Raw genomic sequence first — 18,536 nt, 5'->3', positions numbered from 1 at the left:
AAGGCCAAACTTCTTAGTCGGCTTTAACCTGCTCGCGCAAACGAATGTGCAGATCACGCAACTGACGAGGATCAACTTCGCCCGGTGCCTGCGTCATCACATCGGCGGCGCTCTGGGTTTTCGGGAAGGCGATCACTTCACGGATCGACTGCGCGCCGGTCATCAGCATCACCAGACGGTCAAGGCCGAAGGCCAGACCACCATGGGGCGGCGCACCGAATTTCAGTGCATCCAGCAGGAAGCCGAATTTCTCTTCCTGTTCTGCTTCGCTGATGCCCAGAACGCGGAACACGGTCTGCTGCATGCCCTTGTCGTGGATACGGATCGAACCGCCGCCCAACTCGGTACCGTTGAGCACCATGTCGTAAGCGCGGGACAGCGCGGCAGCCGGGTTGGCCTCCAGCTCTGCCGGGGTGCACTTGGGCGAGGTGAACGGGTGGTGCAGCGAGTTCAGGCTGCCGTCTTCGGCTTCTTCGAACATCGGGAAGTCTACGACCCACATCGGCGCCCACTCACAGGTGAGCAGGTTGAGGTCGTGACCCACCTTGATACGTAGCGCGCCCAGGGCGTCGCACACGATCTTGGTTTTGTCGGCACCGAAGAACACGATGTCGCCATCCACAGCGCCTACGCGGTCAAGGATGACGTTGAGGTTGGCTTCCGGAATGTTTTTCACGATCGGCGACTGCAGGCCTTCAACGCCTTTGGCGCGTTCGTTGACCTTGATGTACGCCAGGCCCTTGGCACCGTAGTTGCCGACAAACTTGGTGTAGTCGTCGATCTGCTTGCGTGGCATGGCGCCGCCGCCAGGTACGCGCAGCGCCGCGATACGGCACTTCGGATCATTGGCCGGGCCGCTGAACACCTTGAAGTCCACGTCTTTAAGCTGATCAGCAACGTCTACCAGTTCCAGCGGAATACGCAGGTCCGGCTTGTCGGAACCGTAGCGGCTCATGGCCTCGGAGAACGGCATATGCGGGAATTCGCCGAATTCCAGGTCCAGCACTTCCTTGAACAGTTTACGAATCATCTTCTCGGTGATGCCGATGATGTCGTCTTCGTCGAGGAAGCTGGTCTCGATGTCGATCTGGGTGAATTCCGGCTGGCGGTCAGCACGCAGGTCTTCGTCGCGGAAGCATTTGGCGATCTGGTAGTAACGGTCGAAGCCGGCCACCATCAGCAGTTGCTTGAACAGCTGCGGCGATTGCGGCAAGGCGAAGAAGCTACCGGGGTGGGTACGGCTTGGTACCAGGTAGTCACGGGCGCCTTCAGGGGTGGCGCGGGTGAGGATCGGCGTTTCTACGTCGATAAAGCCATTTTCGTCGAGGTAACGGCGAATGCTGCTGGTAACGCGCGAACGCAGCTTCAGCTTTTCAGCCATTTCCGGACGGCGCAGGTCGATAAAGCGATAGCGCAGACGGGTTTCTTCACCCACGTCGGTGTATTCGTTGAGCGAGAACGGCGGGGTTTCCGCTTCGTTCAGCACTTCCAGCTCATAGCCAAGCACTTCGATAGCGCCGGAGGCCATGTTGGCGTTGTTGGCGCCGGCCGGGCGCAGACGCACCTTACCGGTGATTTTCACCACATATTCGCTGCGTACACGGTCAGCCTTGGCGAAGGTGTCGGCGCGATCCGGATCGAACACCACCTGGGCCAGACCTTCACGGTCGCGGATATCAAGGAAAATCACTCCGCCGTGATCTCGGCGGCGATGGACCCAACCGCAAAGGGTGACTTCCTGACCTTCCAGGCTCTCGTTCAATTGGCCGCAATAATGGCTGCGCATCATGATGGTGGTTTCGCTTCTCGTAATTCGACTATTCGGGGTGCTGCTTAATCGGCTTTGTCGCCGCCAGCGAGGTTCTTTTTAGCGCCGGTCTTGAAATCGGTCTCGTACCAGCCGCTGCCTTTGAGGCGGAAACCGGGCATGGACAACAACTTCTTCAACTCGGGGGCCTTGCAGGTCGGGCAATCGACCAGAGGCGAATCGCTGAATTTCTGGATGGCTTCCATCTGATGGCCACAGGAAGCGCATTGGTAATCGTAAATAGGCATTGGCTCATCTCGGCTTGCGGAAAACGTGCTGCTAGTCCGCGGGTCGCGGCAAGGGGCGGGAGTATATCGCGTCTGTCAATAAACCCAAAAACCTTGATGGCCGACGTGGCAATTGACGGGTAATGCATAAGGCACTGTCAATTAACCCTATAAACAGCCCAAGCATCCAAGCGCGCTATGCATTTGGCCAATAGCATTTATTGATTTGCCCCGCGCGACATCCCCCCCAAGGCCCATGCTAGGCTCTAGCCATCGCTTTAGCCCGCCTTCAACAGTCTGAAAAAAGGAGAAACGCCATGGAAATCAACATCGGAATTGCCGAACAGGACCGCGCTGCTATTGCCGAAGGCCTGTCCCGCTTGCTCGCCGACACCTACACCCTGTACCTGAAAACCCATAACTTTCACTGGAACGTCACCGGCCCGATGTTCAACACCCTGCACCTGATGTTCGAGGGGCAATACACCGAACTGTCGCTGGCCGTCGACGGTATTGCCGAGCGCATTCGCGCTCTGGGCTTCCCGGCACCGGGCACCTACGCCGCTTACTCGCGCCTGTCCTCGATCAAAGAGGAAGAAGGCGTGCCGGGCGCTGAGGACATGATCAAACAACTGGTTCAAGGCCAGGAAGCCGTGGTGCGCACCGCACGCGGTATTTTCCCGCTGCTGGACAAGGTCAGCGACGAGCCAACAGCCGACCTGCTGACCCAGCGTATGCAGGTTCACGAAAAAACCGCCTGGATGCTGCGCAGCCTGCTAGCTGTCTAACAGCCCCCCGCAAAAAAATGGCAAAGGCCCGGCGCAAAACCGGGCCTTTTGCTAGGCGCAAGCGGTGCTGCTGCTCTATGCTCTGGCAATCGATAGTTTGAACCTGTACGACGAATGAGCCAGCCGCCGAAATCGCCCACCATCTTAAGTCTCTATCCGGAGGAGACCCGCGAGGCAGCGGACCTGCTCAAGCAAGCCGTCCCGTTGATGATGCGTCACGACATCCCGCCCAACCCCATGCATTACGCCCTCTGGTACACGTACAGCAAGGGCCTGGAACCGGAGCTCAATCGTCGGCTCGACAAAGCGGTCAAAGATTTCGATAGCTTTCCGCCGGAAACGGCCGCCAAGCTGTTCCGCGACTACATCATTCGCGGCGAGTTGGAAGAGGCCCGCGCCGGCCAGCAGCAAGTCATCGAACTGGTCGACGATATAGAAGGTGGCATTTCCCACAGCGTGACCACCAGCAAGGCCTACCAGGACAGCCTCAACCACGGCCTGAGCGCACTGCAGGAGCCGCTGATCGACGACCTGCCCAGCGTGCTCAACGACCTGCAGCAAAGCACCCAACTGATGCAGGACCAGCAGGAAAAATTCCTCTACCGCCTGCGCAGCGCCCAGGAAGAAATTTCCCACCTGCGCGGCCAGCTCGAACGCGCCCACATGGCCGCAACGCTCGACAGCCTCACCAACGTCTTCAACCGCCACGCCTTCACCCGCCTGCTGGAACAAACCCTGGCTGCCGGCCATCAGGGTGTAGCGCTGGTGATGCTGGATATCGACCACTTCAAGCAATTCAACGATCAATACGGCCACCCGCTGGGCGACCGCGTGCTGCAGCACGTCGGTCAATTGCTGCGCGAGCTGCTCCCCCCACGCGCCATGGCGGCCCGTTATGGCGGCGAAGAGTTCTGCGTGATTCTGCGCGACTGCCAGGAACTGGAAACGGCCCACGCCTTTGCCGAGCACCTGCGCCTGAAAATTCAGGCACTGCGGGTTCGCGTGCGGCGCACCGACGAAATTCTGGACACCATCACCGCCTCCTTCGGCTTTGCCCTGGCCGAGCCCGGCGACAACCTCGAAAGCCTGCTCACCCGGGCGGACGACGCGCTGTACCAAGCCAAACGCAGTGGCCGTAACCAGGTCCACCCTCATCTGCCCGAGCCAGCGCTAAGCGCTTGATTTGAGTAGCCCTCCGCTTTGCTGTTAAATACCCCCCGTGCTGCCGCCCCGTGCGGCGCATAGGCTGGTGCCAACGCGTGCTCAGCGCCGATTTCTATTTACGGCAACCCGCGCCACGCCAGCTCTTCTGCTGATCCATCCTTATAAGTGAGTTCATTGCACATGCTGAAAATTGTCCACCTGCTTGTAGGAGTTGCTGCACTGCTCCTTTCTTTTATTCCTAGCCTGCATGCCGAAAGCCTTCCTTACCTGCTGAATCCTGACGCTATCTACCTCGCCCTGTTCGGCCTGATCAACTTGCTGCTGGCTCCCCTTCTTCCGATCTGGCATATCGGCGCACGCCAACAGGTTCAAGGTCTGGTCAGCGCGCTGCTGGTTCTGGCTGTCGTGCTGCAAGTTCTGATTCTGCTCGCGCCGCTTCCTGTTATCGGCGGCCAACCGGCTGTACTGCTTAGCCTGGTGACCGTGTTGCTGGCTGTCTTGCTGCACCTGTGCGCCAACCTGCGGATCAAAGGCCGCAGCGCCTCTGTCCCGCAAGACCTGGGCGACCGCGAGACCGGCACCGTGAAGTGGTTCAACACCTCCAAGGGTTTCGGGTTTATTTCCCGCGATTCGGGCGACGACATCTTTGTGCACTTTCGCGCAATTCGTGGCGAAGGCCACCGCGTATTGGTTGAAGGCCAGCGCGTGGAGTTTTCCGTGATGCAACGCGACAAAGGCCTGCAAGCCGAAGACGTGATTGCCGCGCTGCCGCAACGCCGCTGATATACCGCCAGAACAAAAAACCCGCCAATGGCGGGTTTTTTTATTGCCTGAAAAGCCCCTCTATTAGTAGTGGGGCGGCGGCGCTTCTTCTTCAGACATCCCGAAGCCGCCGCTCTGCATATCTTCCTGACGCTTGGCCAACGCAGCGATCTGCAACTGCAGCCGCTCGATGCTGCGCTGCTGTGCTACGAGCTCGTCGTTAAGCGCCTGAATGGTGTCATCCTGAAACGCCAGGCGCGTTTCCAGCTCCATCACACGCAATTCCAGACTCATCACCTACTCCTCGGCAAACGCAAAATCGCCGCCCAACACCAGACGTAACTTGGCGCGAATGGCGGCCACCTGCTCAGCCCCATAGGCTTGAGCGGCAAACTTGCCCCACACCGGCGCGGGCCAAGCCGCATCGCTGCGACGACGAACAATCACATGCATATGTAATTGGCTGACCACATTGCCCAGCGTGGCGACATTCATCTTGTCGGCGGCAAAGGTGTCTTTTAATAGTTCGGTCAAGGTAACGGTTTCGTGCCACAACTGTTTCTGCTCGTCGCTGCTGAGCTGAAACAATTCGCTCACCTCTTCGCGACGCGGAACCAGGATAAACCACGGGTAGTGGTCGTCATTCATCAACAACAACCGGCACAACGGAAAATCACCAATCAGCAGGGTGTCGTTCTGCAAACGTGAATCCAGGGCGAACATACACAAACTCCCACTTATATATAGGTACAACTGTTCCAGCCGAACAGGCCGCGATTCTGGCGCACAGGATAACGCCATAGCCGAAAAACTCGCCACCACCCTTTCGTTGCCCGCCGCCCAAAACAGCGCACGGCCGAGGTGTCGCTCGCCGGTATGAAACACGCACCCACACCCGCAAAAAACGCGCCATCACCACGCCCGAATGGATTTCTCACGCACCCAAGCTGTGCACCATCTGTTACCCAACCGCCGCAAGCCCCACTTTTGCCCTGCCGCTGCAACCGGCAGTAACGCATCGGGCTGCCGCAAGCTGCGCCAAAGGTGCCCTCCCCTGCGGCCAGTGTTGTTTTTCTACGACGCAGCGCTCAAAAAATCGCACATTGCATTTTTTTCACGAGGCTTGTGCCGTTTGTGCACGCTAATTGCTTTATGCCTAGCAAGATCAATGAACACCGACACCCAACAGTGTTTGTGTACCTTGCTTAGTACAACAGTTAACTCAAGGGACAAGAATTAACTGCTGGGCTGTACAGGGGATTAATGCAACCGGTTTTTATCGGCACTTTAATCATCAGAAATCACGGAAAAAGTTAATCGCTGGGATGCAAGCGTAAAACTACGAATTTGCGACATGCCACATAAGCTTTTGCGACATTGTCGTTAAGAATTTGTAAGGACCATGCACTATCTGTCGCCAACAATGTCGCCGTGATATAACTTGAGCGCCGACACAAAAAGAAAGAGCCGCCCATACAACAAATAAGATGGGCAGCGCAACTCTTCTAAACCAAAGGAGCAATCACGATGCAAGTGATGAAGTGGAGCCTAATCGCCCTCGCAGTAGCGGGCAGCACCCAACTGGCAGTAGCCAGCGAACAGTCCGATTCGAAGGGCTTTGTAGACGACAGCAGCCTCAGCGTTTTGGCTCGCAACCTCTACTTCTCCCGTGACTACCGCAACGTGGGCAACGACGACCAAAGCCGTACCGAAGAGTGGGGCCAAGGCTTCATCGGTACTTTCGCTTCCGGTTTCACCCAAGGCACCGTAGGTTTCGGCGTTGATGCAATCGGCCTGGGCGCAGTCAAACTGGACAGCGGCAAAGGTCGCTCCGGTTCGGGCATGTTCCCAACCGACTCCGATGGTCGTTCGCAAGATTCCTACGGCGAGTCGACTGGTTCGGTCAAAGTGCGTGTATCGAACACCACTCTGAAATACGGCGGCCAGTTCACCGCGCTGCCAGTTCTCGCAACTGACGATAGCCGTCTGCTGCCAGAAACCGCTGAAGGCTTCTTGCTGACCAGCAAAGAAATCGAAGGTCTGGAACTGAACGTGGGTCACTTCACTGCGCTTAACGCACAGTCCGAAACCAACCACGACAGCATCAGCAAAGGCATCGGCGGCGGCCTGACCGGCATGACCGAGGCCAACGTTATCGGCGGCACCTATGCCTTCTCCGATACCCTGACCACCACTCTGTACTACTCGAAAGTAGAAGACTTCTGGCGCAAAGTTTACGCCAACGTCAACTACACCCTGCCGTTGAGCGATGACCAGTCCCTGGCCTTCGACTTCAACCTGTACGACACCAAGAGCAGCGGTAAAGACCTGTACACCGCCTACGACGGTGACAAGCTCGACAACACCGTGGCCAGCATCTTTGGTGCTTACACCATCGGCGCGCACACCTTCGCTCTGTCTTACCAGCAAGTTTCCGGCGACGGCGACTACGGTTATGGCGTAGACGGCGGCGGCACTGTATTCCTCGCCAACTCCATCGCGCGTTCCGACTTCAACGCCGAAGACGAGAAATCCTACGGCGCTACCTACAAGCTGGACTTCGCCACCCTCGGCGTTCCAGGCCTGACCTTCATGACCCGCTACGTAACCGGTAAAGGCGCCAATGTTGAAGGCACCGACAGCGGTAAAGAGTGGGAACGTGACGTAGACGTTAAATACGTTCTGCAAGACGGCCCGGCTAAAGATCTGAGCCTGCGCGTACGTCAAGCGACCTACCGTTCGGCTGATGGCGTTTACTACGGTTCGCCTTCGATCGACGAACTGCGCCTGATCGTCGAATACCCACTGAGCATTCTGTAATCCAGAACTCAGCAGGTAATTCGTAATTCGATATAAGAAAAAGCCCGGCATTAGCCGGGCTTTTTTTCGTCTGTAAGTTGGCACTCAATAACCAACTTAAAGCGGTAATGCATAAGTACCCGTTACATGGGCCACTAAATTGTCATCATCGCCCGCCGAATATAAAGACACTTCGCAAACGGCCTGACGACGACTGAGTTTGAGTATCTGCGCATGGGCTATTAAGTCCACCGGCTTGGGCTTGGCCAGAAAGTTGATATTCAAATTGGCGGTCACGGCCATCTCCACCTTGCCCAACCGACCCAGCACCACGGCGTACATGGCCGCGTCCGCCAACGCCATGATGGTCGGCCCTGAAACGGTGCCGCCCGGGCGCACCAATTTGGCCTGGAAGGGTACACGGGCGTATGCGTTGTCGGCGTCCAGTTGGTCGATGCACAGGTCGATATCCTCGGCCATCGGCACACCAAAGCGGATCAACGCTTGCACTTCTTCAGCAGTCAACGCACTCACTGGAAACCCCTTACATTGCAATGGCCTGAATCCTGTACGCGGCTGTACAGGCCCCGTACAATGCCGAGCACTTCCTTGCCTTCGCAACTGATATAACGGCCAAACATGCGTACCAGTCAGTATTTGCTCTCGACCCTGAAAGAAAACCCAACCGACGCCGTCGTGGTCAGCCACCAGCTTATGCTGCGTGCCGGCATGATCCGTAAACTGGCCTCCGGCCTGTACACCTGGCTGCCAATGGGCCTGCGTGTATTGCGCAAAGTTGAAACCGTTGTTCGCGAAGAAATGAACGCGGCCGGCGCGCTTGAAGTGCTGATGCCCGCCATTCAACCGGCTGAGCTGTGGCAAGAATCCGGGCGCTGGGAACAATACGGCCCTGAGCTGCTGCGCTTGAAAGACCGTCACGGCCGTGAATTCTGCGTGGGCCCAACCCACGAAGAAGTGATCACCGATCTGATGCGCAACGAACTGAGCAGCTATAAACAGTTGCCCATCAATCTGTACCAAATTCAGACAAAATTCCGCGATGAAATCCGTCCACGCTTCGGTTTGATGCGCGGCCGCGAGTTCACCATGAAGGACGCCTACTCCTTCCACAGCGACCAGGCGTCCTTGCAGGTCACCTACGACCGCATGCACCAGGCCTACTGCAACGTGTTCAGCCGCCTGGGCCTGAATTTCCGCCCGGTCCAAGCCGACACCGGCTCCATCGGCGGCACCGGCTCGCACGAATTCCACGTGCTGGCCGAGTCGGGTGAAGACGATATCGCCTTCAGCAACGTCTCCGACTACGCCGCAAACATCGAGAAAGCCGAAGCGATTCCGCGCGAAACTAGCCGTGGCGCTGCTACCGAAGAACTGCGACTGGTAGACACCCCGAACGCCAAAACCATCGCCGAGCTGGTGGAAGGCTTCAACCTGCCGATCGAAAAAACCATCAAGACCCTGGTGGTGCACGCTGCCGAAGAAGGCAAGCTGGTTGCCCTGATCGTTCGCGGCGACCATGAGCTGAACGAAATCAAGGCGGCCAACCTCGAGCAGGTTGCGAGCCCGCTGGAATTCGCCACCGAAGCTGAACTGCGCAACGCCATTGGCGCCGGCGCCGGTTCCCTCGGCCCGCTGAACCTGCCACTGCCGTGCGTAATCGACCGCTCCGTGGCCCTGATGAGCGACTTCGCCATCGGCGCCAACATCGACGACAAGCACTACTTCGGCGTGAACTGGGAGCGCGACCTGCCGCTGCCGGAAGTGGCCGACCTGCGCAACGTGGTTGCCGGCGACCCGAGCCCGGATGGCCAGGGCACCCTGGAAATCAAACGCGGCATCGAGGTGGGACACATCTTCCAACTCGGCAGCAAATACAGCGAAGCCATGAACTGCACCGTGATGGGCGAGAACGGCAAACCCGCCATCCTCACCATGGGCTGCTACGGCATCGGCGTGTCCCGCGTGGTGGCTGCGGCCATCGAGCAGAACAACGACGAGCGCGGCATTCTCTGGCCGGACGCCCTGGCGCCGTTCCAGATCGCCCTGGTACCGCTGCGCTACGAGAACGAAGACGTGCGCGCCGCCACCGACAAGCTGTACGCAGACCTGACCGCCGCCGGCTTCGAAGTGCTGCTGGATGACCGCGACAAGAAAACCAGCCCCGGCATCAAGTTTGCCGACATGGAACTGATCGGCATCCCGCACCGTATCGTGGTCAGCGACCGCGGCCTGGCCGACGGCAACCTGGAATACAAACACCGTCGTGACACCGAGGCGCAAGCCATCGCCGTGGCAGACGTGTTGTCCTTTATCCAGGCCCGTGCTGGTCGTTGATTTAGCCAAAGATTGTTAACCCGAGCCCCCATGTTCAAGTCACGTTCCACCTGCCTCACCGGCGCCGCCTTGTGCGGCGCCTTGCTGCTAAGCGGCTGCGCCAACCATATGTCGCAGCGTGCCGAGCACGAGGAGCGCGCTGAGCGCAAATTGCTCAACCACAGCCTGCAGATCGACGTGGGGCAACCCGATGTGCTCGAGCTGCCGCAACGGCGAGTGCGTATTCAGGACCAGAAAACCTTCGAGGTTACCGAGTTCGAAGTCACCCGCGTTTACGACCGCTACACGCCCTACCAGGCTTGGCGCGAGTTGTATGAAGTGCCCTTGGGCGCTGTAGCAGTGGTGGCTGGCGTGGGTGCGAACGTGCTGAACGTGGTGTTGCTCGGCAACGTTCCAGAAACCGCTACCAAAGGCTGGATCGACTACGGGTTCGCCGGGCTCAACCCGTTTATGAACACCCAGTCCAATGGTCGCTCGCAACAGAACCTGGCGAAGATCAACGAACAACAGAAAGACAAACGCACCGAATACTCAAGCCTGCCCTGGGCCGAGCGCCCGGTGCTGATTACTGCCGGCCCGCAAACCCACGAGCTGAGCACCGACCGTAACGGCGTGCTGCGCCTGAACCTGCTCGATGGCCCGTTTGCCGAACAAGACGTCAGCCGCGTCGGCAAATTGCTGTTAAGCGTGGAAGACGAGCAAGACAACACCCGTGCCGAAGCCAGCCTGCAGGTGAGCAAAACCCTGCGCGGCAAGCTGCTCGAAGCCCATGCGCTGATCTACGACGACCTCGAAGACGACGAGGTATCGCAGTGGGTACACCGGGTTAAACGCCTGTCCGATCTTGGCCTGGAAGAAGAGGCCAACGAGCTGGAACAAAGCCTGATCGAACTGACCCGCAACGACCCCGAACTGCAGCAGGAATTTCTCAAATCGCTGCGCAAGGACGCCGGCCGCCTGGTGGCCGATCCGGGCGCCAGTAACTGAGCCCCAGCATGACAGCGTGCATTCGTTTGGCGTTGTCCTGCCTGTTGCTACTGGCCCTGCCCGCAAGCGCCAACGTGCGTCAGGCGCCCGAGCCAGAGTTGCGCGACCTGCTGCAACGCACCGTCACCGAAGCCGACAGTTTTGTAGACCGCTACGACGCTGAAGTCTGGCTGCTCGACATGTCCACCCGCCTGACCCGCTATATACCGGACGCCGAAGAGCGTCTGACCCTGCTTAAGCAAGTGCACCACGAAGCCAGCAAGGCCGGGCTTAAGCCGGACTTGGTGTTGGCACTGATTCACGTGGAAAGCCGCTTTAACCGCTTCGCCATTTCGTCGGTGGGCGCCCAGGGCATGATGCAGGTGATGACCTTCTGGAAAGCCGAGCTTGGCCGCGAGCAAGACAACCTCACCGACAACGCCACCAACTTGCGCTATGGCTGCACCATCCTCAGTTACTACCTGAAGAAGGAAAACGGCGATTTGAATCGGGCGTTGGCGCGGTACAACGGGAGTTTGGGCAAGACGACGTATTCGGGAAAAGTGGTGGGGTATTGGCAGGACTACTGGTACGTAAAACCGTAGGAGCCAGCTTGCTGGCGAATCCTGCAAACCCCGATCGCGAATTTCCTTTTCCAGGGTTCGCCAGCAAGCTGGCTCCTACAGGGTTAGATCAACCGCGGACGATAAACCCCGCAATCCCCTGCACCGGATGCTCTTCCAACTCCACCCCGCTCACCTTCGCCTTCTTCGGCCCAGTCTCCAGCCAAACGGCCAACTCCCGCACTGCCTCTTCCTCGCCTTCGAACAACACCTCAACCCGGCCATCCGCCAGGTTGCGCACCCAGCCATCCAGGTCGAGCCGGGTGGCCTCGGTCTCGGTGCTCTGGCGGTAAAACACGCCCTGCACCTTGCCGCTCACATAGCCGTGCATACAGATTCGCGCCATTGCCCTACTCCTTCGCTTGCAGCTCAGCCAGGCGCTTGCTCAGGCCCGCTGCGGTTTGTTCGCCCATCAGGCGTTCGCGCACCTGGCCTTTGGGGTCGACCAGATACGTCACCGGCAGGGCCTCGCTGCGTGGCAGCTTGAAGCGCTCGCCCGGGTCCTGGGCCAGCACGGTAAAGCGAATGCCCATGGTGTCGGCCGCCTTGGTCAGCGCATCGGCCTGCAGGGCGTCAAAGTTCACCCCCAACACCTGCGCGTGCTTATCTTTGAGTTGCTCGGCCAAGGCGTTCAATTCGGGGATCTCGGTGCGGCATGGGCCACACCACTCGGCCCAGTAATTAATCACTAACCACTGGCCTTCCAACTGCTCAGCCGTTACCTTTCTTCCATGCTGATCGACGCCATAGTCGTCAGCGCAGCCAGCCAACAGAAGCCCGGCGCACAACCCCAAGGCAATCTGCCCCATGAGCACTTTCTTAATGAACCTACGCAAAGGCGCAGCCATGCATTCGATCCTCGTACCAGCAGGGTTGATATGACACTGGACGCCCTACGCCTGGAGGTGCCGGACATCCTCGACGAAGTGGCGGCGCCACTCGCCGACCTTAATGAGCGCCTGGTTGAGGCCCGCAAACAATCGCACGAAAGCGCATTGCACCTGGTGCTGGGCCTGCTGTTCAGCCTCAATCGCAGCGCCATGACCTTACTCGAAAGGCAACGCGCGCTGCAAAGCCTGAGCGAAGAGTATCGCCACTACGCCGATTTCTACCGCCAGGGCGGCAACCCACCGATGCTGTTTGTGCGCTTCTGTGGGGAAATGGCCGTCGGCTTCAAACGCCTGTTGCTGCAGATTCTGCAAGGCCGCCAACCGTCGCGTCCGCACCTGGCCTGGTGCCTGTATATGGCGCAGCATTTTCTCGCCCAGAGCCTGTTGCGCCATTACCAGCTGTACCAGGAACCACCCGCCAGCCTGTGGCGCGACAGCCACTTGCTGTATTGGATTGGCGAACACCAGGACTGCCTCGACGAACCCGTCGCCGCCGCCTTCCACCCGTTGCCGGCCAGTACGTTGCGCGGCCTCTATCAGCAAATGCTGCTGCTTGCGCTGAGCAACCCGTTCCACCTGGCCGAAGGCGAAAGCCCGCTGCTGTTCAGCGCCCTGGCGCCATTGGCCAAGCTGGGCCGCTTGCTGCCGTGGGACGACGAAGACGACACCGAAGGGCCGGTCGTGGACCTCACTGAATCGCAACCCTGCCTCGCCTTCGAGCAACCAACAGAAGGCAACCCAACGTACCTGCGGCGCTTCGAACTGGGCGCATTGCTGGTCGCCCTGCACGAGCCGGCGCCGCTGCAAACCGAACAGGAACGCGAGCTGCTGCAACGCGTGCGGCATCACTGGATGGGTCGCCAACAGCGCCGCCATGAACGCGCCGACCAAGTTGGCGATTGCAGCCTGGTAGTCGGCCTGCCGGCCATTCACGCGCAACTGCTGGAACACCGCCCTGGCCACTGCGCCGCGCAAATGCTGGACACCAGCCCCGGCGGCGCGCGCCTGCTCTGCCACGCCGATCAGGGCCGTATGCTGCCGGTGGGCCAGTTGGTATTACTGCTGACCAACAGCGGCACACCCACCCTCGCCCTGCTGCGCTGGCGCCATCAGAACGCCGATGGCCTGCACCTGGGTCTGCGTTACCTCAAAGGCCTGCCGCGCCCGGTGTGGCTGCGCCGCAGCCCCAGCACCCAAACCCATCCCGGCGTGCTGCAAAGTACGCCCGTGGCCGGTGGCGGCTGGAACCACGGCCTGTGGTTGCCCAACGGCCAGTTCAGCGCGGGGGAAAATCTCTGGCTGCAATTGGTCAGCGTCAACAACCAGGCCGCCCTCCCCCTACCACCCGCCAACCTCGAAACCGCCTCGGTCAGCCGGCACCCACTGAAGCTGGCCTAATGGTCAAAACTGCGAGACCGATCACGCGCAGCGGCGGCCAAGCGCACAGTTTGCTAGTACCGCCGTGCCTATAATTTCGGCCGTCTGTCCTCTACTTCCACATTCTAAAATCAGCCCGGAAGCCACTATGTCCCAAGCCCACGACAAGCTGATCGGCCCTGTGCCATCGCGCATTTCCGACACCGCCCGCCTGGCCGTTACCGAATACGACGGTCGCGTTGCCGACTTCAATGTCGCCGCCTGGCTGCAACTGCCGGGCCTCGCCAACTTGCCGGTGTCATTGCTGATTACCTACCGCGATGCGGGCGCCCGCCGTGAAGTGCTGGTCGACCATGGCAAGGTGAACGCGCAGGGCAAAATTCTGCTGTCGGGCATCGGCCGCTTGCCGGTGAAACAGAAGATTGAAGAGATGCAGGTCAGCCTGCGCTCGGCCATTCCCGCCACCAGCCTGGTGGTGGAAGAACTGTTTGTGCAGGCCGTGGAAGTGGCCGAGTCGCAGAGCCGTACTGCGCTGGCATAAGCCGGGACGGTACATACAAAAAGCCCGCGACATTCGCGGGCTTTTTTGTTTCGGCTTGCTCGACCCATCCCCTCGCCGCTTGCGGGAGAGGGTGCCCGAAGGGCGGGAGAGGGGCAGTTCGCTGCAGTTGCTAGCGCGGCGCGCCGTTGCAGGTAACCCGCTCCGGAGCGAACTCAGCCGCGGCATCCTGCAACTGAGCAGCCGGCGCATGGGGCACCAAGGACTCCGGCCAGCGGGCGAAATTCAGCCCGGTGATGCGGTTGAGCCCTTCCAGCGCCTGCTCTGGATGGCTGTGCTGCAGCGCAACGACCGTGCCCTGCTTCTTCGTGATGTGGCTCTTGGGGTTACTCATAGCACCCGGGTTCCTTGGCTAGTCCGTGCCAGGCTGGCAGTTTGATAGCAATCTACAAGGTAGAGAGCCAAAAGCGTGCCAAGTAAGTGGTCGTCCATTTCGTGGGCTCTGGCGCCCCACCGGCCACGTAATCCCGCAGCCCTACGCGCAAACTGACGTTTTTTGTCAGTCCGCTCCGCCCTCGCTTTCCGGCGCCGCCTGCAGCCATTGCAACAAGCTGGCGCCGAACAACTCGGCGTGTTCCTGGTAAAGCGTTTTGAGCGCCGCATGTAACCCTGGATACCACGCCTCATCCATACGGGCCGGCAGTTGCTCCAGACGCGGCATCGGCCATGGGCTGTGCAGCAACAGCTGACGCAGGCTGTATTGGCCCAGGTCGCGGCACAACACCCAACCGCCACCACTGGCGCGGCAAATCAACAACTCGTTTTCGAGAAACTCGACAATCTCGTCCCACTCATCCTCAGGCAACTGCCAGCCCAAGGTGTGCACATCGTCCAGACGCAGCACATCACCGCGCACCTGGGCATCGTGAAACATGCGCAACAAACCCAGCGTCACCAACACCCGTGGCAACGCACGGCGGCGCCAATGCCGCGACGAACCGAGGTTGCAGGCCAGCTCCGCGCCGAACAATACGATCAGCCACGACAAGTACACCCACAACAAAAACAACGGCACCGTGGCGAAGGCGCCGTAAATCAGCTCAAAGCCAGGGAACAAGCGCACGTACAAACCGAACAGCGCCTTGGCAATCTCGAACAGCACCGCCGCGAACACCCCGCCCAGCAGCGCATTTTTCAGCGGCACGCGGGTGTTTGGCACCGATGCATAAATCAGGGTGAAGGCCGCCACGCTCGACATCAGCGGCGTTAGGCGCAGCAGGGCCTTGGCGCCGATCACCGCATCCGGCCCGGAGATCATCGACAGCGAGGTGATATAGGTGCTCACCACAAAGCCCACGCCGAGCAGCAACGGACCGAGGCTGAGAATCGCCCAATACAGCAGAAAGCTGGAAATGCCACGCCGCGGCTGACGCACCCGCCAAATATTGTTCAGCGCCTTTTCCACAGTGACCAACATGGCGAAGGCGGTGACGGCCAGAAATATCACGCCAATCCACGTGAGCTGACGGGCCTGGGTGGTGAAGTTGTTCAGGTACTCCTGCACCATCTCGCCAGAGGCGGGCAGAAAGTTATGGAAGATAAAATGCTGAATTTGCTCGCCCACACCGGAAAAGGCCGGCACGGCAGAGAGCATGGCGAAGGTCACCGTCATCATCGGCACCACCGCGAACAGGGTGGTATAGGTCAGCGCCGCCGCGCTGTTGGGGCCATGGTCGGCCAGAAAGCGACGCAACAGAAAACGCCAGAATTCCACAAAATCATCGAAACCTTGGCGCATGCCCACTCCCTTGTTTAGTAGTAAATCGCCGCGAGAACGCGATGCCATGTTCAGGCCAGGCTGCCGACGCGGGTAGAATAGCCGCCACCCTAGGCAAGATGCGATACGCACATGACCGACCTGACGCTTTATCACAACCCGCGCTGCACGAAATCCCGTGGCGCGCTGGAGCTTCTTGAAGCCCGTGGCCTGCAGCCCACCGTCATTCGTTACCTGGAAACCCCGCCGAGCGCCGCTGAAATTACAGCCCTGCTCAGCAAGCTGAAGCTGTCCGCCCGCCAGCTGCTGCGCACCGGTGAAGACGAATACAAACCCTCAACCTCAGTGACGCCAGCCTGAGCGATGCCGACCTGATCGCCGCCATGGCCGCGCACCCGAAACTGATCGAGCGCCCGATTCTGGTAGTCGGCGACAACGCCGTCATCGGCCGCCCTCCGGAGCTGATTCTGGAGCTGCTGCCATGAGCCAGCCGTACATTCTGGTTCTCTACTACAGCCGTAACGGCGCGACGCTGAATATGGCCAAGCAGATCGCCCGTGGCGTGGAACTGGCCGGCCTCGACGCGCGCCTGCGCACCGTGCCCGCCATCTCCACCGAATGCGAAGCCGTGGCGCCGAGCATTCCGGCCGACGGCGCGTTGTACGCCACCCTCGACGACCTGAAAAACTGCGCCGGTCTCGTGCTCGGCAGCCCGACCCGTTTCGGCAATATGGCCGCACCGCTTAAATACTTTCTCGACGGCACCAGCAGCCTGTGGCTCACCGGTGAGCTGGTCGGCAAACCTGCTGGCGTGTTCACCTCCACCGCCAGCCTGCACGGCGGCCAGGAAACCACCCTGCTTTCGATGATGCTGCCGCTGCTGCACCACGGCATGCTCATCGCCGGCCTGCCCTACAGCGAAGCCGCGCTGCTGGAAACCCGTGGCGGCGGCACGCCGTATGGCGCCAGCCACCATGCTGGTGCCGACGGCAAACGCGCCCTCGACGAACACGAAATGAGCCTGTGCCGCGCCCTCGGTCAACGCCTGGCCAACACCGCTCTACGCTTGGAGAACACCCGTGGCTAAAACCCCGAAGCCATTGCCAGCACTCGACTGGCTGGCCCCGCGCCTGAAAGTTAGCCGCGTACTCACCCTCATCAGCTTCTTCGCCCTGGCCGCGCTGCTGCTGACCTGGAACCTGGTGTACGCCGACCTGCACGGCGCGCGCACATGGGTAATCCTCTGCATCGAACTCGGCCCATTGGCCCTGCTTGCCCCTGGCTTGCTAATGGGCAACGCCCGCGCCCACGCCTGGACCTGCTTTGTGGTGAATCTGTACTTCATCAAAGGCGTGTTGGCTGCATTCGACCCCAACCGCAGCTGGCTCGGCTGGAGCGAAGCACTGTTGAGCCTGGCGCTGTTCACCAGCGCACTGCTCTACACCCGCTGGCGTTTTCAGCATGATCGGAAGTTGGCGGGCGAGGTTTAACGAAGGCCGCAAATTCACCACCGTCATTCCCGCGAAGGCGGGAATTCAGACTCTCACGTCGTACACGATCTCGCGCCCGACTAAAAATTCTGGGTCCCCGCCTGCGCGGGGGCGACGGTGGTTTGGCTTACCAGCCCAGGTTTCTTTCAAGAAGGGAATAGTCAGCTTGCGCTGCGCCTGCAAGGAGGCCTGATCCAACTGCTCGAGCAACTCGAACAGCGCGCTCATGCTGCGAGTACCGCGGGTGAGAATAAAACGCCCCACCTCATCCGTCAGATGCAACCCGCGACGCGACGCGCGCAATTGCAGCGCACGCAGCTTGTCTTCGTCCGACAGGGTCTGCAGCTGAAACACCAGCGCCAAGGTCAGACGCGACTTCAAGTCCGGCAGCTTGATAGCCAACTCACGCGGCGAACTACCGGCGGCCAACAGCAAACGCCGGCCGCTATCGCGCAAGCGGTTGAACAGATGGAACAGCGCCTCTTCCCACACCGCATTCCCGGTGATGGCGTCCAGGTCATCCAGGCACACCAGCTCGCACTGCTCCAGGTTATCCAGCAACTCGGTGCCATGCTGCACCACGTCGGCCAGCGGCAAATACACCGCCTGCTCGCCGCGCTGCTCAAAGCGCAGACACGCCGCCTGCAACAGGTGGGTACGCCCCACTCCATCGCTGCCCCAGAGGTACATCAGGCTTTCCGTCCAGCCGGCATCCGCCTCGCACAAACGCTCGACATAGCCAAGCGCCGCGGCGTTGGCCCCGGGGTAATAGTTCGCAAACGTGGCGTCATCACGCAGACGCACACCAAGGGGGAGCTGTATCGGTTTCATGCGGGAGTAAGGCGGTTCCGGGTGGCGCAAGGGAGGCGCGCAGCAAAGGGGGCGAAGTTTATCGGCTTATTGGCGCTAAGTCATTGATGGCAAAAGCCAACCCACCTCGACGTTGCTGTAAGCAGGTGTCTACCCACAGCGAGAGAACCCACTCAAGCATCCGTAGGCTCACGTCCCGATT

The 18,536-nt window shown here is 59.9% G+C and carries 20 protein-coding genes and 3 pseudogenes; 13 read left to right on the top strand and 10 right to left on the bottom strand.

The genetic code is table 11. The features are described from left to right. Window positions 1-13: 13 nt before the first annotated feature. Both aspS and AC0V2S_RS14435 read right to left on the bottom strand, forming a co-directional pair. Complete coding sequence (gene aspS, locus AC0V2S_RS14440; protein ID WP_475510343.1) at window positions 14-1,789, bottom strand: aspartate--tRNA ligase; 1,776 nt, start codon at window positions 1,787-1,789, stop codon at window positions 14-16. A 44-nt stretch (window positions 1,790-1,833) separates the two neighbouring features. Further along, on the bottom strand, window positions 1,834-2,055 hold the full coding sequence (locus AC0V2S_RS14435; protein WP_108095586.1) for an FmdB family zinc ribbon protein: 222 nt from the start codon (window positions 2,053-2,055) through the stop codon (window positions 1,834-1,836). A gap of 296 nt (window positions 2,056-2,351) precedes the next feature. Between AC0V2S_RS14435 and AC0V2S_RS14430 the strand changes: the two genes are divergently transcribed. The 4 genes and pseudogenes from AC0V2S_RS14430 (at window position 2,352) to AC0V2S_RS14415 (ending at window position 4,769) form a co-directional block, all read left to right on the top strand. Then, window positions 2,352-2,822 (top strand): Dps family protein, encoded by a 471-nt coding sequence (locus AC0V2S_RS14430; protein ID WP_475510342.1) that lies wholly within the window; start codon window positions 2,352-2,354, stop codon window positions 2,820-2,822. 114 nt (window positions 2,823-2,936) lie between these two features. After that, a complete protein-coding gene (locus tag AC0V2S_RS14425; protein WP_475510341.1) occupies window positions 2,937-4,004 on the top strand; it encodes a GGDEF domain-containing protein in 1,068 nt (355 codons plus the stop codon). 162 nt (window positions 4,005-4,166) lie between these two features. Continuing rightward, window positions 4,167-4,487: pseudogene (locus tag AC0V2S_RS14420) on the top strand (cold shock domain-containing protein membrane protein); the annotation flags it as partial. 57 nt (window positions 4,488-4,544) lie between these two features. Beyond that, window positions 4,545-4,769: a cold-shock protein gene (locus AC0V2S_RS14415; protein WP_162998724.1), complete on the top strand. Its 225-nt coding sequence runs from the start codon at window positions 4,545-4,547 to the stop codon at window positions 4,767-4,769. Between the two features lie 63 nt (window positions 4,770-4,832). On the opposite strand, the gene AC0V2S_RS14410 is transcribed toward AC0V2S_RS14415, so the two are convergent. Both AC0V2S_RS14410 and AC0V2S_RS14405 read right to left on the bottom strand, forming a co-directional pair. Continuing rightward, on the bottom strand, window positions 4,833-5,042 hold the full coding sequence (locus AC0V2S_RS14410) for a SlyX family protein (protein WP_475510340.1): 210 nt from the start codon (window positions 5,040-5,042) through the stop codon (window positions 4,833-4,835). Window positions 5,043-5,045: 3 nt separating this feature from the next. Continuing rightward, window positions 5,046-5,471 (bottom strand): HIT domain-containing protein, encoded by a 426-nt coding sequence (locus tag AC0V2S_RS14405; protein ID WP_475510339.1) that lies wholly within the window; start codon window positions 5,469-5,471, stop codon window positions 5,046-5,048. Between the two features lie 804 nt (window positions 5,472-6,275). Between AC0V2S_RS14405 and AC0V2S_RS14400 the strand changes: the two genes are divergently transcribed. After that, entirely contained in the window at window positions 6,276-7,568 is a 1,293-nt protein-coding gene (locus tag AC0V2S_RS14400) for an OprD family porin (RefSeq protein ID WP_475510338.1), read from the top strand. A 96-nt stretch (window positions 7,569-7,664) separates the two neighbouring features. On the opposite strand, the gene AC0V2S_RS14395 is transcribed toward AC0V2S_RS14400, so the two are convergent. Further along, window positions 7,665-8,072, bottom strand: coding sequence for a PaaI family thioesterase (locus tag AC0V2S_RS14395; RefSeq protein ID WP_475510364.1), 408 nt, complete (start codon window positions 8,070-8,072; stop codon window positions 7,665-7,667). A gap of 114 nt (window positions 8,073-8,186) precedes the next feature. On the opposite strand from AC0V2S_RS14395, the gene AC0V2S_RS14390 reads away from it, so the two are divergent. From AC0V2S_RS14390 to AC0V2S_RS14380, 3 genes are read left to right on the top strand one after another with little or no spacing between them, the layout of a single operon-like run. Further along, window positions 8,187-9,902 (top strand): proline--tRNA ligase, encoded by a 1,716-nt coding sequence (locus AC0V2S_RS14390; protein ID WP_475510337.1) that lies wholly within the window; start codon window positions 8,187-8,189, stop codon window positions 9,900-9,902. Between the two features lie 30 nt (window positions 9,903-9,932). After that, a complete protein-coding gene (locus AC0V2S_RS14385) occupies window positions 9,933-10,889 on the top strand; it encodes a hypothetical protein (protein ID WP_475510336.1) in 957 nt (318 codons plus the stop codon). Between the two features lie 8 nt (window positions 10,890-10,897). Continuing rightward, entirely contained in the window at window positions 10,898-11,473 is a 576-nt protein-coding gene (locus AC0V2S_RS14380) for a lytic transglycosylase domain-containing protein (protein ID WP_475510335.1), read from the top strand. An 88-nt stretch (window positions 11,474-11,561) separates the two neighbouring features. Here AC0V2S_RS14380 and AC0V2S_RS14375 read toward each other — a convergent pair whose 3' ends face one another. Further along, window positions 11,562-11,837, bottom strand: a complete 276-nt coding sequence (locus AC0V2S_RS14375; protein ID WP_475510334.1) for an acylphosphatase — start codon at window positions 11,835-11,837, stop codon at window positions 11,562-11,564. A 4-nt stretch (window positions 11,838-11,841) separates the two neighbouring features. Further along, window positions 11,842-12,339: a TlpA disulfide reductase family protein gene (locus AC0V2S_RS14370; protein ID WP_475510333.1), complete on the bottom strand. Its 498-nt coding sequence runs from the start codon at window positions 12,337-12,339 to the stop codon at window positions 11,842-11,844. A gap of 30 nt (window positions 12,340-12,369) precedes the next feature. Here AC0V2S_RS14370 and AC0V2S_RS14365 point away from each other — a divergent pair, with 30 nt between their 5' ends. Together AC0V2S_RS14365 and AC0V2S_RS14360 are read left to right on the top strand one after the other, a co-directional pair. Beyond that, window positions 12,370-13,779, top strand: a complete 1,410-nt coding sequence (locus AC0V2S_RS14365) for a PilZ domain-containing protein (protein WP_475510332.1) — start codon at window positions 12,370-12,372, stop codon at window positions 13,777-13,779. 127 nt (window positions 13,780-13,906) lie between these two features. Then, window positions 13,907-14,299 carry a hypothetical protein gene (locus tag AC0V2S_RS14360; protein WP_475510331.1) on the top strand — a complete coding sequence of 131 codons (393 nt, stop codon included), beginning with the start codon at window positions 13,907-13,909 and terminating at the stop codon, window positions 14,297-14,299. Window positions 14,300-14,429: 130 nt separating this feature from the next. On the opposite strand, the gene AC0V2S_RS14355 is transcribed toward AC0V2S_RS14360, so the two are convergent. Next, on the bottom strand, window positions 14,430-14,651 hold the full coding sequence (locus tag AC0V2S_RS14355; protein ID WP_475510330.1) for a hypothetical protein: 222 nt from the start codon (window positions 14,649-14,651) through the stop codon (window positions 14,430-14,432). A 165-nt stretch (window positions 14,652-14,816) separates the two neighbouring features. Further along, window positions 14,817-16,055: a virulence factor BrkB family protein gene (locus AC0V2S_RS14350; RefSeq protein ID WP_475510329.1), complete on the bottom strand. Its 1,239-nt coding sequence runs from the start codon at window positions 16,053-16,055 to the stop codon at window positions 14,817-14,819. 111 nt (window positions 16,056-16,166) lie between these two features. On the opposite strand from AC0V2S_RS14350, the pseudogene arsC reads away from it, so the two are divergent. From arsC to AC0V2S_RS14335, 3 genes and pseudogenes are all read left to right on the top strand, one after another. Beyond that, window positions 16,167-16,519, top strand: a pseudogene (gene arsC, locus AC0V2S_RS14345) (arsenate reductase (glutaredoxin)). Beyond that, the gene (gene wrbA / locus AC0V2S_RS14340; RefSeq protein ID WP_475510328.1) at window positions 16,516-17,121 is read left to right on the top strand and encodes an NAD(P)H:quinone oxidoreductase; all 606 of its coding nucleotides are present in this window, start codon (window positions 16,516-16,518) and stop codon (window positions 17,119-17,121) included. Before arsC ends, wrbA begins: the two are co-directional and overlap by 4 nt. Next, entirely contained in the window at window positions 17,114-17,524 is a 411-nt protein-coding gene (locus AC0V2S_RS14335) for a DUF2069 domain-containing protein (RefSeq protein ID WP_475510327.1), read from the top strand. The genes wrbA and AC0V2S_RS14335 overlap by 8 nt, the downstream gene beginning before the upstream one ends. Window positions 17,525-17,662: 138 nt before the next feature. On the opposite strand, the pseudogene hda reads toward AC0V2S_RS14335, so the two are convergent. Continuing rightward, window positions 17,663-18,355 (bottom strand): annotated as a pseudogene (gene hda / locus AC0V2S_RS14330) (DnaA regulatory inactivator Hda); the annotation flags it as partial. Window positions 18,356-18,536 lie beyond the last annotated feature (181 nt).

The sequence above is a fragment of the Pseudomonas sp. CC11G genome (genome assembly GCF_056174845.1).
Note: the sequence above shows the minus strand (reverse complement) of the source record. Positions and strands in the feature narration are given on the sequence as shown.